At 42.3% G+C, this 20737-nt stretch carries 20 protein-coding genes; 10 read left to right on the forward strand and 10 right to left on the reverse strand.

Annotation, left to right across the window (positions count from 1 at the left end; translation table 11 throughout):
* Nucleotides 1-464: 464 nt before the first annotated feature.
* From H6G97_RS22025 to H6G97_RS22050, 6 genes are all read left to right on the forward strand, one after another.
* Entirely contained in the window at nt 465-1823 is a 1359-nt protein-coding gene (locus H6G97_RS22025) for an amino acid permease (protein ID WP_190942806.1), read from the forward strand.
* 147 nt (nt 1824-1970) lie between these two features.
* Complete coding sequence (locus H6G97_RS22030; protein ID WP_190942807.1) at nt 1971-2630, forward strand: class I SAM-dependent methyltransferase; 660 nt, start codon at nt 1971-1973, stop codon at nt 2628-2630.
* A 441-nt stretch (nt 2631-3071) separates the two neighbouring features.
* Nucleotides 3072-3881: a glucose 1-dehydrogenase gene (locus tag H6G97_RS22035; RefSeq protein ID WP_190942808.1), complete on the forward strand. Its 810-nt coding sequence runs from the start codon at nt 3072-3074 to the stop codon at nt 3879-3881.
* 348 nt (nt 3882-4229) lie between these two features.
* Nucleotides 4230-5633, forward strand: coding sequence for a glycoside hydrolase 100 family protein (locus tag H6G97_RS22040; RefSeq protein WP_190942809.1), 1404 nt, complete (start codon nt 4230-4232; stop codon nt 5631-5633).
* Between the two features lie 349 nt (nt 5634-5982).
* Entirely contained in the window at nt 5983-6285 is a 303-nt protein-coding gene (locus H6G97_RS22045; RefSeq protein ID WP_190942810.1) for a hypothetical protein, read from the forward strand.
* A 103-nt stretch (nt 6286-6388) separates the two neighbouring features.
* The gene (locus tag H6G97_RS22050) at nt 6389-6856 is read left to right on the forward strand and encodes a hypothetical protein (RefSeq protein ID WP_190942811.1); all 468 of its coding nucleotides are present in this window, start codon (nt 6389-6391) and stop codon (nt 6854-6856) included.
* Between the two features lie 57 nt (nt 6857-6913).
* On the opposite strand, the gene H6G97_RS22055 is transcribed toward H6G97_RS22050, so the two are convergent.
* The 6 genes from H6G97_RS22055 to H6G97_RS22080 all read right to left on the reverse strand — a co-directional run bounded on the left by H6G97_RS22055 (nt 6914) and on the right by H6G97_RS22080 (nt 13977).
* Nucleotides 6914-7090, reverse strand: coding sequence for a hypothetical protein (locus H6G97_RS22055; protein ID WP_199349538.1), 177 nt, complete (start codon nt 7088-7090; stop codon nt 6914-6916).
* Nucleotides 7091-7320: 230 nt separating this feature from the next.
* Nucleotides 7321-10329 (reverse strand): UPF0182 family protein, encoded by a 3009-nt coding sequence (locus tag H6G97_RS22060; RefSeq protein WP_190942812.1) that lies wholly within the window; start codon nt 10327-10329, stop codon nt 7321-7323.
* A 331-nt stretch (nt 10330-10660) separates the two neighbouring features.
* Entirely contained in the window at nt 10661-10909 is a 249-nt protein-coding gene (locus H6G97_RS22065; RefSeq protein ID WP_338421819.1) for a DUF1902 domain-containing protein, read from the reverse strand.
* A 438-nt stretch (nt 10910-11347) separates the two neighbouring features.
* The gene (locus H6G97_RS55445; RefSeq protein ID WP_338421820.1) at nt 11348-11497 is read right to left on the reverse strand and encodes a hypothetical protein; all 150 of its coding nucleotides are present in this window, start codon (nt 11495-11497) and stop codon (nt 11348-11350) included.
* A gap of 463 nt (nt 11498-11960) precedes the next feature.
* Entirely contained in the window at nt 11961-12584 is a 624-nt protein-coding gene (locus tag H6G97_RS22075) for a WD40 repeat domain-containing protein (RefSeq protein WP_190942813.1), read from the reverse strand.
* Nucleotides 12562-13977 (reverse strand): caspase family protein, encoded by a 1416-nt coding sequence (locus tag H6G97_RS22080; RefSeq protein ID WP_190942814.1) that lies wholly within the window; start codon nt 13975-13977, stop codon nt 12562-12564. The genes H6G97_RS22075 and H6G97_RS22080 overlap by 23 nt, the downstream gene beginning before the upstream one ends.
* Before the next feature lie 67 nt (nt 13978-14044).
* Here H6G97_RS22080 and H6G97_RS22085 point away from each other — a divergent pair, with 67 nt between their 5' ends.
* On the forward strand, nt 14045-14422 hold the full coding sequence (locus tag H6G97_RS22085) for a CU044_2847 family protein (protein WP_094349282.1): 378 nt from the start codon (nt 14045-14047) through the stop codon (nt 14420-14422).
* Between the two features lie 661 nt (nt 14423-15083).
* On the opposite strand, the gene H6G97_RS22090 is transcribed toward H6G97_RS22085, so the two are convergent.
* On the reverse strand, nt 15084-15557 hold the full coding sequence (locus H6G97_RS22090) for a hypothetical protein (RefSeq protein WP_190942815.1): 474 nt from the start codon (nt 15555-15557) through the stop codon (nt 15084-15086).
* A gap of 554 nt (nt 15558-16111) precedes the next feature.
* Nucleotides 16112-17104 (reverse strand): LysR substrate-binding domain-containing protein, encoded by a 993-nt coding sequence (locus H6G97_RS22095; RefSeq protein WP_190942816.1) that lies wholly within the window; start codon nt 17102-17104, stop codon nt 16112-16114.
* Between the two features lie 674 nt (nt 17105-17778).
* On the opposite strand from H6G97_RS22095, the gene H6G97_RS22100 reads away from it, so the two are divergent.
* Nucleotides 17779-18207: a YidH family protein gene (locus H6G97_RS22100; RefSeq protein WP_190942817.1), complete on the forward strand. Its 429-nt coding sequence runs from the start codon at nt 17779-17781 to the stop codon at nt 18205-18207.
* A gap of 8 nt (nt 18208-18215) precedes the next feature.
* Here H6G97_RS22100 and H6G97_RS22105 read toward each other — a convergent pair whose 3' ends face one another.
* On the reverse strand, nt 18216-18938 hold the full coding sequence (locus tag H6G97_RS22105; protein WP_190942823.1) for a class I SAM-dependent methyltransferase: 723 nt from the start codon (nt 18936-18938) through the stop codon (nt 18216-18218).
* Nucleotides 18939-19024: 86 nt separating this feature from the next.
* Nucleotides 19025-19177 (reverse strand): hypothetical protein, encoded by a 153-nt coding sequence (locus H6G97_RS22110; protein WP_190942818.1) that lies wholly within the window; start codon nt 19175-19177, stop codon nt 19025-19027.
* Between the two features lie 294 nt (nt 19178-19471).
* On the opposite strand from H6G97_RS22110, the gene H6G97_RS22115 reads away from it, so the two are divergent.
* Nucleotides 19472-20044 (forward strand): ATP-dependent zinc protease family protein, encoded by a 573-nt coding sequence (locus tag H6G97_RS22115; RefSeq protein WP_190942819.1) that lies wholly within the window; start codon nt 19472-19474, stop codon nt 20042-20044.
* On the forward strand, nt 20044-20673 hold the full coding sequence (locus tag H6G97_RS22120; protein WP_190942820.1) for a UUP1 family membrane protein: 630 nt from the start codon (nt 20044-20046) through the stop codon (nt 20671-20673). The genes H6G97_RS22115 and H6G97_RS22120 overlap by 1 nt, the downstream gene beginning before the upstream one ends.
* The last annotated feature ends 64 nt before the right edge of the window (nt 20674-20737 follow it).

The following is a 20737-nucleotide window of genomic DNA, read 5'->3' on the forward strand; positions in this document are numbered from 1 at the left end:
TTTTGAGCGATCGCTGTCTTTTGTTTCCAAATTAAAGTAAGCATGATTACCCGTTATTAGTCAATCACTCTTTAGATGATTATAAATCTCACTTGTGGGAGAAGTTTTTTTAAATCATATCTTTTATCCTGCTTGCAGAACGATGTTGTCAAAGAAGAGAATTTTGTTTGAGCGATCATAACGGAGGCCAATCTTAATCTAACCAGATGAATATTACGGTTTGAAGACATATAACTGGTAACTGTCATTTTTCCGTCACATTTATTTTTAACCATAGAACATAGGTAAAACAGTGATTCAAATTCGCCCTCCCCAAGGGCTAACTTTTGGTTGGTAGTCTTCAATCCAAAAAGTTTTGCTAGATGGTGGGTTCAAAAACCTGGAGTACATAGATAATACCTCTGTTGAACAAAGACTATGAAACAAAGCCAAAAGTCCCAACTCAACACTAATAAGGAAGTAATGTGAGTAGACGTAAAGACTACACTTTGCTTGAACAGACAACATCAACTAAAGTAGCAGCACCCAAGCCATCTCTGACATTATCAGACGCAGTGGCTCTGATTGTCGGTATTGTCATCGGGGCAGGGATTTTCCAAACCCCGGCTCTAGTGGCAAGTCAAGCAGGCAGTGATATTGCTGTAATGTTTCTTTGGCTAATGGGTGGTGTTATATCTCTGGTAGGAGCGCTGTGCTATGCAGAGTTGGCGACTGTCTATCCCGATGTCGGTGGTGTTTACTATTATTTGAAACGTGCATTCGGGCGGGGAGTAGCTTTTTTATTTGCCTGGGCGCGGATGACGGTGATTCAAACTGGTTCCATTGCCCTTTTGGCATTTGTTTTTGGCGATTATGTTTCTCAGATATGGCGGCTAGGCACATTTTCGTCTTCTATCTATGCAGCCATAGCGATCGCACTTTTAACTGCTTTGAACATCATCGGTTTACAGCAGGGAAAGTGGACGCAAAACTTGCTGAGTGCTGCAAAAGTTCTAGGTTTATTGCTGGTAGTAATTCTTGGGCTTACGGCCATTCCTAATTCTGCTGTCCCTGTAGAATCTGCATCATCAGGAACCTGGGGACTGGCGATGGTTTTTGTGTTGCTCTCTTACGGCGGTTGGAATGAAGCAGCTTACATCTCCGCAGAAATTCAAGATGGACGACGTAACATTGTGCGATCGCTAATGTGGAGTATTGGCATCATCACTGCCATTTACTTACTCATCAATCTAGCTTATCTACGAGGGCTGGGATTAGCAAACATGGCTCAGTCAGAAGCAGTAGCCGCAGATTTGATGCGCTCTCTTTGGGGCGAACCGGGAGCCTTGTTCATCAGTATACTGATTGCGATCGCTACTTTGGGAGCAACCAACGCCACAATCTTTACCGGAGCGCGTACCAACTACGCACTGGGACAGGATTTTTCGCTATTTGGTTTTATGGGGCGCTGGCAGCAACGTCCTAGTAGTCCTATCTATGCCTTATTCTTGCAAGCCGCGATCGCCTTAGCACTGGTTTTTTTAGGAACGCTCACCCGCAAAGGCTTTCAAACAATGGTGGATTACACCGCCCCCATATTCTGGTTCTTCTTCTTGCTTTCCGGCATATCGCTGCTCGTATTGCGAATCCGCGAACCCCACATAGTGCGTCCATTCCGCGTGCCATTTTATCCTTTAACACCATTACTCTTTTGTGCAGTCTGCGGTTACTTGCTTTATTCCAGCTTGGCTTATACAGGTGTAGGAGCAGTTGCAGGTGTTTTAGTTGTCGCAGCAGGCATCCCTGTGTTGTTCTGGAATAACTATCGCCAACGTAGGGCTTAATATAATTTTGGACTTTCGGCTACGCTCAGTCGAACGATTTTGGATTGTGCAGCCCAAACCTCACACTGTAAGCAATTCAAAATTCTATGACTATCAGTTGTTTTTCTAACTACTGGCCACAACCTACTGAATCAAGGAGAAAAATTCATGAACTTCAAAAAAACTCTGTTTTTACTAGTTACAGGCCTTAGTATTACCAGCTTGGGAATTGCTGGATGTGCGCCGCAGCAGCAAGATTTGGAAGCTGGGATACAACCTTCTACTTTGACGGGTCAGACCGAAACCGAAACACCATCTGCAACAACTCCCACAACTCAACCACAAGAACGCCCCGGCGATGTTCCTTATGTGCCTACACCACAACCAGTTGTAGATGCAATGTTGAAAGTGGCAAAAGTGAATAAAGATGATGTGCTTTACGACCTTGGAAGTGGTAATGGCATAATTGTCAATACTGCGGCCCAGAAGTTTGGTACGCGCGGTGTCGGCATAGATATTAATCCCGAACGCATCCAAGAAGCTAATGAAAATGCTAAAAAGGCAGGTGTAACCGATCGCGTTAAGTTTGTCCAACAAGATTTGTTCAACGCTGATTTTAGTGAAGCAACAGTAGTTACACTTTACTTATTGCCAGAGGTCAACCTCAAACTCCGTCCCAAGCTATTGAGTCAACTCAAACCTGGTACTCGCATTGTCTCCCACGCCTTCGATATGGGCGATTGGAAACCAGACCAGACGGTGAATGTAGACGGTAAAACTGTTTACTATTGGGTAGTCCCTGAACAAGTGCCAGCGAATTTACGCTAGGACTAAGGGACTTGCAAAAAATAAATTATCCCAAATTATTTCTAGATTTGTAGGGGCGCAAGGCCTTGCGCCCTTACGTACCCTGCGGGACGCTTTGCGTTCACATAAGCGTCTCGCAGGGATGGGATATTTTTTTAACTGGAAATCCTTAATACCAATTCGTCATGACTCTCACGGACTAGCTACCGCTACGCTAACGTAATTCGTAATTAAGAGGCATCAGATTCAAGTTGAGTTTCCATCTCTTGGGGATGTAGCCTGGTTTTAAAGAATTAGTTTAAGAAATTTAAAATTCAAAAGAAAGTCCTATTTTTTAATTTTGAACTCCCTCTCTTGGGGGTTGACAGTATTAATTTTAAATTTGGAATTGAAAGAATAATCTAAAATCCAAAATTGTCTGACTGATTGCAAATTCAAGCAAAGGCAGCTTAGGGAGAAAATATGATAGGCTTAAAAGGAAAGAATGCTTTAATTACGGGTGCAACTTCAGGTATTGGTCAGGCGATCGCAATCAGACTCGCTCAAGAAGGGTGCAACATTGCCATCAATTACCGCAAAGACCCCAAAGATGCGGCAGACACGGAAGAGATGGCATTGCAAAAAGCCTGCGGAAATATCGAAACCTGTGGTGTTAAGTCGCTATCGGTTCACGGAGATGTCTCCCAAGAATCAGACATTGTAGAGATGGTCAACACCGTAGTAAAGGAATTTGGCAGTTTAGATATTCTAGTTAACAATGCTGGCATTCAAAAAGAAAGTCCATCCCACGAAGTCACCACAACAGACTTTGACCGGGTAATTGCAGTCAATCTCCGGGGTGCTTATCTCTGCGCCCGTGAAACTATTAAACACCTCCTGTCTAAAAATCGTCCGGGAGTGATTATTAATATTTCCAGCGTTCACGAAATTATTCCGCGACCGATGTATATCAGTTATTCCATTAGCAAAGGTGGTATGGAAAACCTGACCAAAACTTTAGCATTGGAATATGCCAGCCAGGGTATTCGTGTCAACGCCATTGCCCCCGGAGCAACAGTCACGCCAATAAATCAAGCCTGGACAGATGACGCCGAAAAAAAGGCGATCGTGGAAAGTCACATCCCAATGGGGCGTGCTGGCTCCTCAGAGGAGATGGCAGCCGCAGTAGCTTTTTTAGCTTCGGATGAAGCCGCCTACATCACCGGACAAACATTGTTTGTAGATGGTGGATTAACTTTGTATGCTGACTTCCGAGAAAGCTGGTCAGCTTGAACAAGAGGCAAAGGATCAGAGAGCAGGGAGCAAGGAGGATAGAACAGAAAGGGGATTCGACAGTTGACCCAACTTTTGGAGAGTCTGTGCCCTAAGCGTAGCTCTGCCGCAGGCTTTACGGCAGACCTGCGTGAACACCCCGCCTGTTGCGTTAGCTTCCCGTAGGGTACGAGAACTACGCTTGGTTGTTGTAGGAGATTCAGACCTATATTCTGCTCTGCTCCACAAGAGGAGGAAGAGGTCATCTCCCCCTGCTTCCTACCCCCTGCCCCCCGCCTCTTCATTAAGGTAGGCTTGCGTACTTTCCACAATTAAGCCGATACATATTATTAGTGGAATTAAACGCCCATGACTAGCGCGATCGATAAGAACAGTCTGCTGGAAGCAGAAGCCTGGGAATTGTTGGAAGAGTCGATAATTTATTACCAGGGAAAACCCATTGGTACTGTAGCCGCCAGAGATGCGGAGTCAGATGCACTCAATTACGATCAGTGCTTCCTCCGCGATTTTGTCCCTTCTGCCTTAGTGTTTCTCATGCACGGCAAAGCAGAGATTGTGCGTAACTTCTTAGTAGAAACACTGAAATTACAAAGTCATGAAAAGCAGATAGACTGCTTTGAACCGGGAGCGGGATTAATGCCTGCAAGTTTCAAAGTACACTCCAATGGGAATGAGGAATTTTTGGTCGCTGATTTTGGTGAACTGGCGATCGCTCGTGTTCCCCCAATTGATTCTTGTATGTGGTGGATTCTCTTGCTACGCGCCTATGAAAAAGGTACAGACGATTTAACTCTAGCGCGTCAGCCAGATTTTCAAGCAGGAATCAAATTAATTTTAGATCTTTGCCTGGTACATCGCTTTTCCATGTACCCAACAATGTTAGTTCCCGATGGCGCGTTTATGATTGACCGTCGCATGGGAGTCTACGAACATCCTCTAGAAATTCAAGTGTTATTCTATGCGTCTCTCAGGGCTGCTAGCGAACTGCTTTTACCAGATGGGGATGGTGATACCTACCTTGGCAAAGTCAATAGACGATTGGGATCTTTGAAATATCATATCCGCAATTATTACTGGCTAGACCTGAAGCGATTGGGGGAAATTTATCGTTACAAAGATAACGAATTTGGTAAAGAAATTGTTAATAAATTCAACATCAACTCAGAATCAATCCCCACTTGGTTGACCGAGTGGTTGCCCGAAACTGGAGGATATTTAGCGGGAAATCTGGGGCCGGGACGGATAGATTTTCGCTTTTTTGCTCTGGGAAATCTGATGGCAATCTTAGCTTCCTTAGCAAGCGAAAAAGAATCTCAAAGCATTATGAATTTATTTGCCCAACGTTGGCAAGACTTGATCGGCTATATGCCTGTTAAAATCTGCTTTCCAGCAATGGATGGTTTAGAGTGGAGAATTGTTACAGGATGTGATTCTAAGAACAGGGCTTGGTCTTATCACAACGGCGGTAACTGGCCCGTTTTACTATGGTTATTTACCGCAGCAGCCCATAAAGCAGGTCGAACAGAGCTTGCCCAAGCAGCGATCGCTATTGCCGAAAGACGTTTATTTAAAGATAAATTCCCGGAATACTACGATGGCAACAATGGTCGTTTAATTGGCAAAGAAGCCAGAATTTATCAAACTTGGAGCATTGCCGGCTTGCTAGCTGCTAAAAAGTTTGTAGAAAATCCAGAGTACTTAGAATTAATCAGTTTTGCAGAAGGTCTCGAAGTCGCAGGCTGTAGCCTGTAGGTACTAAATACCGCAATGGCTTTCCTATCCTATGGGAAACTAACATAACAGAAGGGGTGGTCACTGAGTTTACCGTGAGCGTAGTCGAACAGCGTAGCCAAAGTGTCAAATCCCCTTTCTGTTCTGTCTTCTTTGCTCCCAGCTAAGAGTTCCCCTGCCTCTTATTGACTGCGATCGCACAGCTTCTTCTCTAAGAGAGACTACGCCAACGAGCTACCCTGCCTCTAAATCCTCTTCTCAAATACCCGATAACTGATACACTATATAGTAAGAGGTATCTGAAGTGTCATACTTAGTAATATCACCAGATAATCTTTGCATAATTAACACGTTTTAACGTGTATAAACCATGAAAAATACTTCAGATTTAATTTCAGAATTTGAACAATTATTCAGACAAAAATTGCAACTAAATAATTGTAAACTTAGAAAGAAAAGACAAGAGAATAATTATGAAATTATTACTCCAGCTAAAGACATTTTTTTGATGTATTGGTCTGAATTCCCAGATGTTAACTTAATATATCAAGCTGTAGGGGTACGCACTCAGCAGACTAGTGTTTATGAACGAGCTATCCGCTCCCACATTAGTTCTAGTCTGAGTAGTATCCAACAGAATCCTAGCTCTGAATCACCATTATTGGTGAACTAACTAATACTCAGATAATACACGGAATATTTACTAAGCTCTCGTCAGTTTTGTTATATAACTGACGAGAGTTAATCAGCGAAAATCTGTTGATCAAGAGATAAAAATGCAATCCGAAAAAAATCAAGATCAGCTAGATTATAAAACTTTGTTAGCCAATGCAAAGCAAGCCTTAAAACTTGAATACCATAAATCAGCCGCTTTAGCGTCCCAGCTGCAAGCCATCAAAACTCAGTTACAGCAAGTCCAGGCTGAAAACAAAACTCTCAGGGAGAGTGCCTATGAGGATGTAATTAAGCACTTTGAGGCACGCACCCAAGCAGCAGAAGCACTAGCACTAAAAACAGAAGTACGCCAAAGATTCCTTGAAGCTAATGGTTGCCAGGATGATGAGAGCTTCGATAATCTATGGGACAGTATTAAAAATAAGATTCAGATCCAAGACGGTGAAGTGAGAATCGTTGCTCAAAATGGTACTCCTAAGTTCACCTTAACGGGTAGTATGATGACTTTAAGGGATTTTATTCAATCCCTCAAACAAGACCCAATCTCTGGAAAATTTTTCTTGAACTAGAGAGCCAAATTAATGAAAACTTCTGGTTAGAAGTGGACTAAATCTTGTACGAAAAAACTATTCATCTTCATCTCCTGGCGGTCGTTCGCTCTCGCTTTGTTGGGCGTTCCACTCCAAAACCATGCGTTCCAACATCTCAGACTGCGTACAGTTATTAACATCGGCGTAAGTTTTAATCAACTGCCTCACTTTAGGACTAATGTGGCGAATCTCTAGTTGGTTACTTTGTACCATGTCGATTAACTTTTAGTGTCTATTACTTATACTGAACTATTAAACTATGTCTGTTGCAATAAATTTTGTTAATGGCAATCCCTTATTGTCGCTTGCTATGTAACTATTTAACCTTAAATGGACTTGCAAAAAATAAATTATCCCAAATTATTTTTAGATTTGTAGTAGAGGCGCAAGTCGTTGCGCCCCTAAGATGGGATATTTTTTTAACTGAAAGTCTCTAAAATCGCTTAACCTGGTGGGGCTGCTTCTTCAAAGGGGCGGATGATCGGCGGGGCTGGTGTAACCTCTGGTTTAAAAATTGCCTGCAATGCTTGTTCTAATGTTTGTGCCATGACAATCCGGTTTTCGTAAGCCACAACTACCCGCACCAAAGTTGGCAGACTATTCTGTGTGGCTTCTAGATAGATTGGCTCGACATACAGCAGCGATTGCTCAATGGGAATTACTAGTAGATTGCCTTGAATGGCTCTTGAACCCTGGCGATTCCACAGGGAAATTTGCTGAGAAATTACTGGATCTTGGTTGATCCGCGCTTCGATTTGCTCTGTTCCGTAGATCAGCCTTTCTTTAGGAAAAGTATATAACAATAACTTACCGTAGTTTTCGCCGTCCGATCGCGCCGCTAACCAAGCGATTAAATTAGTCCGTTGTCTGGGAGTGTAGGGTAAAAGCAGGATAAATTCTTCAAAAGGTACGGTGGGTAGACTAGTAATCAAATAATACGGCTCTACCGGACGAGCTTCACTTCCATAGATTTCATTAGGAATCTGCCACTGGTCTTCACGATTGTAAAATACCTGGGGATCAGTCATGTGGTAGGTCATCAACCGCTCAGATTGAATTTTGAAAAAGTCCACAGGATACCGGATATGACTGCGGAGAGTAATCGGCATGGCACTGAGTGGTTTGAAAGTGTTGGGAAATATCCTTGACCAAGTGGCAATTATCGGATCGCTGGGATCGGCAATATAAAAATTAATACTGCCGTTGTAGGCATCAATCACTACCTTGATTGAGTTACGCATGTAGTTGATGCCATCGCTACTAGTGTCTGAGTAAGGATAGCGATCGCTCGTTGTGTAGGCATCAACAATCCAGTAAAGATAACTGGGATTACTTGGTAAATCTTGATTAGCAACAGCAGCTACTAAATAAGGGTCGCTGTCAAATTTGAGGAAAGGTGCGATCGCTTGAATACGTTGCTTCACATTTCGCCGGAACAACACCCTTGTCTCAGGCAAAAAGTCCCGTGTGAATAACATTTGCCAATCCTTCAAATACATGGCAAATAGCCCGCGTCGCCATGCTGAACCGATTTGAACACCACCCAGACCATCATAAGAGTTGTAAACATTGTCACTACCACTGGGGTAGTCTAGCTCTCTAACTCTTGTGCCAGTCATTACATAGGTATTGGCTATTTCACCGTAATAAATTCGGGGTTGCCCAATGGGAATACTGTCACGAATGGCTTCACTGGAAGTTGTGAGAGCGCTACTATCACCGCTAATATCTTTGACAAAATATTCTGGTAGCCCACCCGCCCCAACTGTATTAACTGGGCTAACAGTGAACCCAAAACCGTGGGTATAAATTAAATGGCGGTTAACCCATGTTTGAGCTTCCTGTGGTACTGCACTATAGTTTAGTTCTCGTCCAGCAATCAGTACCTGCCGCCGTTCTGTTGCTTCAGCTGCTTGCTGCTCCGGTTCTGGCGGTTTTTGGGGGGCTGATGGTCGGCGTGAAGTTACATCTGTTTTCAGAGTATACCGATCAATATCGGCATCGGGGAACCGATAATACGGTCGGATTTGTTGCAGCTGACGGTTAGTTTGTAACAGTGGCAGCTGATCCCAAAGGCGAATATTCCGAATTGTCAAGTCATTATTTTGAATATCAGCTTCAATTAGTGTTCCTTGGGGGTTGAAGGTTCTGGCATCGATCGCCTCTAGATCGAATGCTTGGCGAGTTAAAGCTATAGTTCGCTGAATGTAGGGTTGCTCTCGTTGCAACTCATTAGGTTGAACAATTAAATATTGCACCACAGTAGGTATAACAACATCAGCTGCTACAACTAGTACTAGATAAACCCCTAATCCGTAAAATACTAAACGACGATACTGAGATTTGGGTTTCCAGAAAAATGTTCGCCAAAGTAGGTAACTTGCGATCGCAACTGCCACAATGCACAAGACGGTGTAAGCTGGCAACTGGGCTGTCACATCGGTATAACTAGCACCATAACTGACTCCACGGGTAGAATACACCAGTTCATAGCGACTCAGCCAATAACTAAAAGCCACTACCAGCATCAACAAGCCACCCATACCGTATAAATGACGCTGCTGCTGGGGTGAAAAACCAGGGAAAATCCCCTGACTCAAACTGTCAGCCGACAAGAGATAAGTGAGAGTAACGGCGACAAAGCCATACAAACATAATCCCATCAGCCAGAGTTCTAGCAGCTCCCAAAAGGGTAAGGAAAAGACGTAAAAGCTGATATCTCGACCAAATAAAGGCTCAGTGCTGTTGAAAAGGGTAGGCTGAAAATATTGCAGCACCTTTGCCCAGTTTTGGAATAGGATCAACCCAAAAATGGGGCTGAAGAGAATTGCGATCGCAGTTAGTAAAAATTGGGGATAAATTAAGATTGCGATCGCTACTCCCCCAATTAAACCGAGATACCATACTTGAAAGGAAATCTGCCTCAAGAGTTGCCAGATTGTCTCTGGTCGAAATAGGGCAAGAATGGGTTGACTAACTTTATTAACTGGAGGATGCCAGTAAGAAAGAGCAATTTGACCATAGTGAGCCAGCATTAACCCGATCAACAAGCTTAGTACGAAAGCTAGGGGTAATAACCAGCGCAATCTGAATGGTTTAAAGCGTTGCGGTGTAAGTGTTCGGGTTTCGTTGTGTGTTTGATAATGAGGACTGAGAAAGTTTTTTAATTCACTGCTCAGTTCTGCTTCTTCACGCCTGACTTCCTCAATCTTCAGCGACTGGGGATATTTTAGCCGTTGTGCGAGAGCCAGGTTTAGCAGTAGATAAGCAGCAGTTATCCCAGCCACGACTACCCACAAGACACCACGAGTTACCACCCTCAACAGAAATACTTGGAGGTAGCCGACTTCCTGAAACCAAAAAATCTCTGCTCCCATGCGGGAACCCAGATCCAGGAGTAGCCACAGCCCGAAGAATACAATTAATAGTCTAAAGCCCCATTTCCAATACATTTGATTCACCATCATTGATCCTTAGAACTCGGATATTGCAGTTCAAAGCACGAAGTTCCGAGTTCCCAGCCTTAAGCTTGCTGATTAGAAGTTTTTTCTGTTCTACTGTCCTTACTTGCTACTTGCTACCTCCCTAAAAGGCTTTGGGAATTCCAGCTTGTTTCAAAACTCCGTTGGCGGTATGGCGTGACTTGATGATTCCGTCTACAACAAACCGACGATCTGTAATTGGACTGTACCAGATTTCATGATCTCCTTTGCCTTACCGTTCAAAGTAGCACCCAATTTCTGAAAGCATCTTTTTCAACTCAGGAGTAAACGACGCACCCATCTATGAAGCCACCTTAATCAACTCTTGTCGATGGCTGGTTAACTCAAAGGTGATAGAACCCACATAGTCAAGAGGGACAATTTTGTTGATAACGATAAGTTCTGGAATTATTTCTCGCAGCTTTTGCGTCAGAACCTCAATCGTAGAAGCTTCTGTTACCAATCCAGATACGTCATCACTAGTTGCTACCCAAAATTCTGCATCTGAATCCCAAAATGCTTCAACCTTAAATGTGATTTGTGCCATCATTGAGTGCTTACAACGTAGTTCCAGTTTAGAACATCCGAGTCATTGTAGGGGCACGGCATTGCCCGTGCCCTGATCATGTGTTGCATCCCAACGCGAATTGATATTTATGACGTAACACAGGGTTTGAAATCAAAAAGGGATGTCAAACAGGAAATCTCGATCGTCAAAATTATGTTGCGGGTTTTCTGGATCGTCTGCCCAACGCTGGGGATTATTTAAAATATATTCTTGGATATTATCTATAGATTTTTGTTCTCTTCCAATGTGTTCATAAAAATTGCGTTGCCAGATTGATTGTCCTTTGGTCTGCCAAATTATATTAATGCGTTTGGTGACAACACCTTTATAGCTACGAATAACTGTAGAGATAGAGCCATGTACAGGTTTACCGAATTTTTCTGTGTTGCAGTCAAGATGTTGATTGAGGGCACAACATTGTTATGCCGCTACAGGTTTATCGGTGATGATTAAGATACCGTGTAGATGGTTAGGCATGACTACAAAGGTATCTAATTCAATATGGGGAAAATGATCGGGTATTGTTTGCCAGTAGTTGAAGGCAATATGACCTAAATAATTTAATTGCATTTCGCTCTTAACTACATTACCAAATAAACATTGCCGCGCTTTGGTGCAAATGGTGATGAAATATGCGCCAGGTTAGGTGTAATCGTACCCTTTCAAGCGAATAGAATGGCGATGATGTATTTGTGGATCATAAGCCATGAATTTTTATATTTAGTTATTAGCAATATGTGTTTATTTTAATCGATGATTTTTATTTTCACCCATATACACAACGTAGGGGCACGGCATTGCCGTGCCCTCCAATCCGTTTACCATCTCAACGATAAATAATATTGTTTTGCAAGATGCATATTAAATTTGAATGATACTAATTCTTTTACGGAAAATCACAAATAAATTCTTGACTGGGGTGAACAGTTTTATTAGGGCACAACATTGTTGTGCCCCTACGCAAGATATTTGTGGTAGCTTTAGTTTGCAGGTTTGTGAAGATGGAATAATAAGGAAAATATTCGCTCTTGAATCACCATGATTCAGCTTTGGATCTCGGATGTTGCAGTTCTGAGCATGAAGTTCCGAGTTCAGAGGTTGAAGTTTCGAGTTCAAAGGTCGAAGTTCCGAGTTCAGAGGTTGAAGTTTTGAGTTCAGAGGGCAAAGTTTTGAGTTCAGAGGTTGAAGTTTTGAGTTCAGAGGGCGAAGTTCCGAGTTCAGAGGTTAAAAACCGTACTGTGCCATCATCACCACCACTGACAATCGTTTGCCCCTCAGTGCTGATGGCAATAGACCTGACCCAATTCTCATGGCCACGCAATGGTTCAGCTAAAGAAAGACCTTGGCGGTTCCACAACCGTAATGTGCCGTCATCACCACCACTGACAATGGTATGCCCATCTGCGCTGATGGCGATAGAAATGACTTCACCCTCATGACCACGCAATGGTTCAGCTAAGGAAAGACCTTGGCGGTTCCACAACCCCACTGTTGGGGCAAAACCACCACTGACAATAGTCTGCCCATCGGCGCTGATGGCGACAGAATTGATAGCACGCTCATGACCACGCAATGGTTCAGCTAAGGGAAGACCTTGGCGGTTCCACAACCGCACTGTCCGGTCACTACCACCACTACAGCAATAGTCCTTCTTCAACACTATGACCTTGAAGTTTAGCTGGTTCGGTTATTGTTTCTTTTAAATCAACTCCAGTGATACGCGGCATCAAAACAAGCTGATTTTCAATTAATTTATTTAAAGACGGATAATCTGAACATGGTTCGAGAAAATCTGATCGCATGATAATCACAACTGACAACCGCGAATCGGTCATCTCTACTACCTGAGTCAGCAATTCAATAAATCTCTGTTTTTCTTCAGCAACAGAGACAGTAAATAGTTCCTCAAACTGATCTACTACCAATAAAAATTTTTCTGTACCTGTGAGATGCTCCAAAATTACAGGTAAAGGATTCGGTTCATTAGTAATCAACTCCCAAAGTAATCTTTCTTCTTTCGCTCCTGGAAAAAATGCTTTCAGAACTCCTCTCAATTCCTGCAAAGGCTGAAATCCTGGCTTGATTGGCGGTAAAATTTGCCAGACACTATTATCTAATTCTGGAATCAAACCCGCCTGAACGACAGAAGATTTACCACTCCCGGAAGCGCCAATAATGGGAACAAAGGGATTTTGTGCCAGTTTCTCCAGAATCTTCCTCACAACCTGCTGGCGTCCAAAGAAAAACTGTTTTTGTTGCGCTTCAAAGGCTTTTAAACCTTGGTAAGGACATTCTTCGTTTACCTCAAAGGTTTCAGCTTGTGTTTGATGCTTGTAGCTAACTAAAGTAATCGAACTTCCCCAACCCATTTGAATCGGTTGTTGACCACTCCCTTTAAGTTCGGCGCTAATACAACCAAACAGATCAGCACTTGTCACCTGTCCATGCTGATTAGCCTTCTCTGCTGACAACCCAGCCAGCAAAACAGTTGTAAAAATGCTGTGTTGGGCGCTTTTTTTGGCATAAGCTTGTTCAAAACCTCTGCAAGCAGCAATAAAGTAATAATCGCGCTGTGAACTAAAAGCAGTAAGACTTTTTTCGATAAGATTGCGTTCTAGAAAATCGCCACTGTGACAGCAATCTAACAGCACTACTAGACTACTCAAGTCGGATTCTTTAATTAGTTCGTTCAGTTCAGCAAGACTAATCCCGCCTTTTTGTCCAACAATTTTTGTGTCTTCTGTAAAAATTGTCAAATCAGAAGTTGCCAGATATGCTTGTGGTCTTCCCAAGGAGCTAGATACAGGAATACCATGACCTGTAAAGTAAATTAGCGCTTCATTTTTAACTGCTTGTTGTTGCAAAAGTGTTTTGAAAGCTTCAGCCAACTTAGTTGTACTAACTTTCCCTTTGAGAACAGCGATATTCTCAAAATCACCATGCGCTTTTAGTACCTGTGCGACTGCTTCGGCATCCGTAGCTGGTTTTGTGAGGTTGGAAAGCTGATTTGTATAATCTGTAATGCCAACTACAAGCGCGTAACGAGCCATCTATACATATTTGAGTTGTCGGTTACAGAATAAGATAACTTAAATACACCTAAAATCTGAGGGCTTGATGTCGAACATAGAACGTTTAGTCTTTGAAGAAGACGGGGAAATTTATACAATTCTGTTCGAGTCAAAGGAAACGCCAAGTGTTCCAGAAATAGTCACACCGGAGGTTGATGAGGAGAAAGAATCCTACGGCTTTCGGGAAGAGGCATTTGTCAAGATTGAGGAAGTTCACCATCAAATTCGAGCTTATACCAAATATGCCATTGGCGCTTTTAAAAATTTAGGTGCTGCTGAAGTCGAAGAGGTAACTCTGAAGTTTGGCTTGAAGATAGGCGGAAAAACTGGTATCCCCTTCGTAACTGAAGGTTCGGCGGAGAGTAATTTTGAAATTGAGGTGAAGTGTAAGTTTCCTGAAAATAAGCAAAATTCCAGCACTTGAGGTTCTGCTTTAGTACGGATAAGCTTTATACCTTAAGCTATGCGAAACATTATGGAAGCGATGTCTACGACGGGCTTTGCCTACGCCTTTTGTAATTGAATGAAATACAGTTCTTCGTAGGGGCACGGCATTGCCGTGCCCGCAACCCATCTGGCATCTCAACGAGAAACAATATTGTTTTGCACAGTGCGTATTCCATTTGAATGGTACTAATTACTCTACGGGAAATTACAAATAAAATATTGGTTGGGGTGAACAGTTATACCAGGGCACAACATTGTTGTGCCCCTACGCAAGATATTGGTGATAAGTTTAGTAGGTAATTTGTGTTTTTTGAGGTTGCAGGTTTGTAAAGATGGGATGATAACGAAAGCGATCGCTCCTGACTCACCATAATTCACCCTTGAATCTCGAATGTTGCAGTTCAAAGCACGAAGTTCCGAGTTCAAAGAGTAAACTATCGCCCTCCACTTTCCATCATTTACTCTTGGATCTCGGACGTTGCTGTTCAAAGCTCCAAGTTTCGTGTTCTCATCTCGAAATTCCATGTTCTGAGGTTGAAGCTTCGAGTTCAGAACTCGGAACGCCGAGCAATTTACTCCAACATCCGAGTTCTGAACCTCAACATTGCACCTCAGAAGTGCAATCGCCGAGCTATTTTCTACAACGCTGCTGCTTGAGGCTTAGATTTCCGAGATTTACGGGCGAACCTTTGCCCCATTTCCTCAACTACTCCATCTAAACCAGCGCCTTGTCCACTAGCTTTGGCATAGTTATACACCTGCAACGCGGCTGCATAAGCTTCACTACCCACTGCTAGCGAAGTGTCATCCAGCAACTCTTGTAATTGCGACAAAGACAGCAATACTGGATACAAAGCTTCAAATAATTGTACGTCTTTCCGCATCTCATTGAGGTCAAACGATCGCGGTAAAAACTCTGGGTTCTGTGTCGCTACTTCCAATGCTTTGCTGACAAAGGCGCGGCTTTTATCTCCCATCTTAGGTAAAGCTTTCCGCTCTTCGTTACTTAAATCAATCAAAAATGGTAGCTTTTCTTTAATGGTGGCGATCGCTTGCAAGACGGCATCTCTCTCAGATTGCACTAGTGTTGCACTAATTGGGGCTGTGGACATAGAAATTAGTCTCCAGTATGTGGGTTAACTTTAGTGTGCCCACATATACAATTTAAATTTCAATCACACCAATAAAAATTCCCAGTTAAAAGGGTGAGCGATTGCCACCCTTTTAACAATCAAAATCCTTACCTATATATATATTTAATCAGCAACACCAAAAAATCGTGTTCATTTATACAACAGAATAGTAACGATTGTTATAGTCTTGAAAAGCCCTTTACTTTTATACTTTTGGCGAAACTTCACCGCCAAAAAAGCACCAGAGCAATAGGAAATTACTTGTGACCAAATGTGATTGATATTTATCAAATGCAAACTTGGTTAAGTTGAAAATATCCTTTTCAGCGCTATAGGTGATTTCCTACGCTCTGGTTATTTTTTTCCAAAGAGTTTTTGTTAGATTTGTAGTTAAAACGTTGATTATAGAACGCAAACAGTCTGTATAGCTAGTAGACAACGAACCTAATTCTATCTTCACCCTATCTCAGCTTTTTTAGCCCAAAATTAAATTTGAGCTAAACAAGCGATGAGGAAAACTGGAAAGTATTACTTTAAATAACTGGTTTTGATATATGTTGAGGTGAGCCATCTAGCATAGATGATACCAACATTTGTTCAAAGACTTTAGAAAGAGCAGTTTGAAAACGTTGACGATGTTTGAGTTTGAAAAAAGGTCTAACTATTTCTACGTAGGTGTAGCCAGCCGTAGGCATCGCACCGTTGCCATCTCTGTTATCAATAACTCGAATTGCCCGCAGTGTTCCTAACTGTATTTCTTTTTTTACCATCAACTCAGAAATTCCAATTGCACCGACACCATCTTCAATCGCTGCCTTTGTCATCTCCCCACTGTTGAATACTAAAATTACATTCAGTTCATTGAGATTAATTCCCCAATTTTGTAAGGCTTCCTCAAACCTTTGTTGGGTTCCAGAACCTGGTTCTCGCATTACCCAAAGGGTCTGAGTCAATTGGGTTAAGTCAATTTCTCCCCACTCAAACCAAGGGTGTTTTTGACCTACTACAATTTGTAAGCGATCGCTCCCCACTATTTCGTACTCCAGAGTACTCTGAAGCGCTGGTTTCACATCTCCTTCTACCAAACCCAAATCAAACTGTCCTGTCGCAGTTCCGACACAAATCTCTTCTGTATTGGCAAGGCTACAGTCAATCTGAATACCGGGATATCGGCTTTTAAACTCACTAATCTTACTTGGTAGCCAGTAATTACCAATTGTCAGACTCGACCCTAATTTCAATTCACCCCGTTGCAGATTGTTCAATTCTCGCAATCCCCTTTCAGTCAAGGAAACTTGATCGAGAATTTTTTGCGCTTCCACTTGCAATAATTTACCCGCCTCAGCAATCTCAATATGGCGACCAATCCGATGGAATAGTTTAACTCCGTATTCTTGCTCTAAGTTGTGGATCGCTGCACTGACGGCAGGTTGTGTAATATAAAGCTCCTCTGCTGCGCGAGTAAAGTGTAAGTTCTGCGCCACAGCCAGAAATATTTTTAGCTGCTCAAGCGTCATTCCTGCCATTTATCGTATCCCTACAACTCGGTGTCAAAATTTTAATCACTTTCATTTATCATTCTGACAAACAAAAGCATTTGATTCTATCGATTAGTTTGACTAAAGTATAAACCAAGGCTTCGGCACGCACTCAAACGACCAACTAGAGGGGGGAACAGGCAGGGAAAGCAGGAGAAGCAGAGGAAGCAGGGGAAAATAACCAATGCCTAAATGCCCAATGCCCAATACTCAATAATTCCCAAGCATGAAAATAAGGAAATTCACAAATGAACGATTTAGTAACTGCAATTATGCCTTGTATCTTGATTAGACTAGGTGTATTTATTGTCATAGAAAATAGTATTTTGACTCTTCTATCTGTAGGTTCTAGTTATATATTTGAACATTGTTCTCAATTGTAAATAGGGTAACAGCCAAAATCAGAGGATAAACAGGACAAATACTGGTGAAAAACCTCTCCGATCTTGGCTGTTTTCTTGAATTTATCTATCTTAAATCTCAGGCTTGTTTTATTTAGATATCTGCATTAAAATAAATTTTGAATTTGAAAAATGTACAATCATAACAAGTATATTTCAATAGCGCAAATATTGCGCTGGGTGCAAGTCATCTGGAAAGAGATTTACTATTACCTCCGCATTTTTTTCAGAAGAGCCTCTTTGGGGATAAGGGTGTTATTGATGCAGTTAAAATTGCAACCTACAGAAGAAGACAAAGATAAAAAAAAGCCAGGACGACTGAATCCGTCCCGAATTCGAGATCACTTGGCAAATGAGCGTACTTACCTCGCTTGGATGCGGACAGCGATCGCTCTTTTAGGTTTCGGTGTCGTCATCGTGCGTTTGCGTGCCTTCCAAGTACCTTTGATACCTCGTCCTGGCACAGGCTGGAAGTTAGGTTTAGTCTTCTCGCTGGTGGGTTTGATTACCGTGTGGCTATCAACGGCACACTATTTCGCAGTCCGCCGTGATATCGAAGAAGATACTTATGAACCAACAGATCGTTGGGTGTTGCTGTTCAGTCTTGCTATCATGATTCTCGGCGCTGGAGTAATTTATTTTGTTTTTACAACTTCTTTAGATCCATCAAGTCCACTTATGCCTGAGTAATAGTATTTTTAAAACCGCACTTTGTATAACTCGAATAATTCCCCTGATTTGTGAGTTACAACTTTAGCACCAGCCGCTTTAATGGTTTTTTCCCACTTAGCCAAAGGCTCTAAAAACACCTCAGCCCCCAAATAGGTTTCCAAAACTGCCCAATCTTGTGCTAAAGGCTGTTCTGAATTGAGAACGTCAAACACAAAATGTCCACCTGGTTTTAATACGCGCTTGACTTCTGCTAGTACAGCATTCCAGTATTCGAGTGGAAAATAGCAGCTAAATCCTGTGGCGATCGCTAAATCAAACTGCTCTGATGAGTAGTTTAACTGATGGGCTGCTCCCAACTCAACACCTTTGAACAGCTTAGAATTCAACTGCGGGCCACGAGAATTAAGGGTATCCCGTGCCACATTACTGATTTCTTGCCCATGAAAAAATGCTTGCCAATCCCGCCAAGGATAGATTAAAAAGCTGATACCACAGCCTATATCTAAACAGTGCTGGTTCTTTTTAGGTTCAGCAACTTCCCAGAAAGGGGAAGCAATTCTCCCTGAGAAATTGCCAGCAATCCACTCTCGAAATATCGGCATTTCCTGTACTTCTGTGGGAACTTCAAAGGGTTGACCTTGATATTCTTGGTTAAAGCGATAGGCTACTGGCGCTAATCTTTCCTGCCAGTCGGTTGATTTGTGTGCAGCAAAAAGATTTTGGAACTGAGAATCGGAATTTTTAGACATTAGATTATTGCTACTCTTTCTAAGGATTGTAGTCAAATTCGCTTTGCGATCGCCTACGACGGGCGGGTATGCCATCGCACCCCTAGCTAATCTCCTGCTGGAGTTTGTCCAACTTCGTAGCTGTAGCCAACATTGTGCTTGGTGATGCGTTCAGAAAAAAATTGATGATTTGGTTCTTGTTTACGATGATAATTTTGAGTTTTTTGATGAAAATTGGTTTTTAGATATCGATTCTCCAATGCTTAATATCAAACATATCTGCACTTGAATATATAAATGTATTTATGGACTACCCTTTACTTAATCTGGGCAAAGTTAAATCTGAAAAAAGAAGTTTGCAAACCCCCAGCAACAAAAAGTGAGTAGTAAGGGTAAATATAACAAACATTAATTTTTGTCTTCTAAGCAACAATTTCAGATTGTTTTTCCAAAAAACTCGTCAAATCAACCTTTGGAATGATTTTGTTATAAATGTAACGAAATATATTATTTAAGGGCTATAGAGTCCGGCCTATAGTAGGAATTTGTTACCTATGAGGATTGGATTCGCTTGGTTTACACCAAGTACAGTTAAAAAAATTTGGGTGGTAATTTCCATCAGCCTGTTATCTGGGGCGGGATGCACTTTACAAGAAACTAAAGCTACTGACTCGGCGCAACAACAGACTCAAACTGTCGGCTGGATAGAGAAAGGAAAAATTGCTGGTGTTGAAAAAGAGGTGAAAGTTAAGCTTGATACAGGTGCGACGACTACCTCGATTAATGCCGAGATTTTAGAACAGCCAAATAAAGAAACTGAATCCGGCGGCATGATTAAGTTCCGCTTTAGTGATGGAGATGGAGTTAAACAGACTTTTGAACTGCCGATTGTGCGGTGGGTTCGCATTGAAAGTCGCAAAGCCGACTATATCCGTCGGCCAGTGGTGCGAATGAAAATCTGTGTTGCGGGTCAGTGGATTGAGGAAGAGGTAAACCTTGCTGATCGTGACGATTTCAACTATCCGGTCTTAATCGGACGCAATATGCTCGAAAAAGCCAAATTAGTTGTTGATTCATCCCAGACATTTACTAAAGATCCATCCTGTCCAACCCAGGAGGCGCAATAGTGAAGCGTACTTTTTATGCCTTACTTCTGTCCTTGTTTTTAGCGGCGATCGGTTTAGCCATTTTTGTCCACAAGTTGACTGCTTCCGATGTGCCGTTTTTACCCAATCAAGCTTTCAATAGTTGGTACGTTGAAGCAAAGCTATCGCTAAATTCGCAATCCTCACCGTTTTCAGATGACGAAGATTTACCTACTAATATTAAGTTTCATCTTCCTCAAGACTCTCAACGCTACGAAATTGTTAAGGAAGATTTTCTGAATAGAGGATTTACTCGCCAAGTCCAGACGCTAAAAGATTCAGCAAACCGAGTGGCAGTCTTTACTAAAGAAGACTCAGCTGACAGTAGCAAAACTCTCTTTTATCGAGCCATCATTCGCCGGCAAAATAACGTTGATCCTGGCAGTGAGAAAGTACCAATTTCAGGACGACGATTGGTAGACAAAGAACTGGTTAGGTTTGGCAAAAATATCGAGAGAGTTCAAGACAATTTGGCAGAAAATTTGCCTACTGCTGAGATTGACTCACTTTTGAGAGAAGCTAAAAAGCAGTCAAGCGATCGCCTCTCCTTTGCCCAACGAATCAGGACTTACGCAACTGGCACAATGCGAGCGCCAATTACTAGTACATAAGTATTATTTGAATCTGATTCCGAATGCCTTGTATTTGTAATAAAAGCTGGTGTATTGGAAGCAA

This window comes from Nostoc flagelliforme FACHB-838 (assembly GCF_014698065.1).
Taxonomy (GTDB): Bacteria; Cyanobacteriota; Cyanobacteriia; order Cyanobacteriales; family Nostocaceae; genus Nostoc; species Nostoc flagelliforme_B.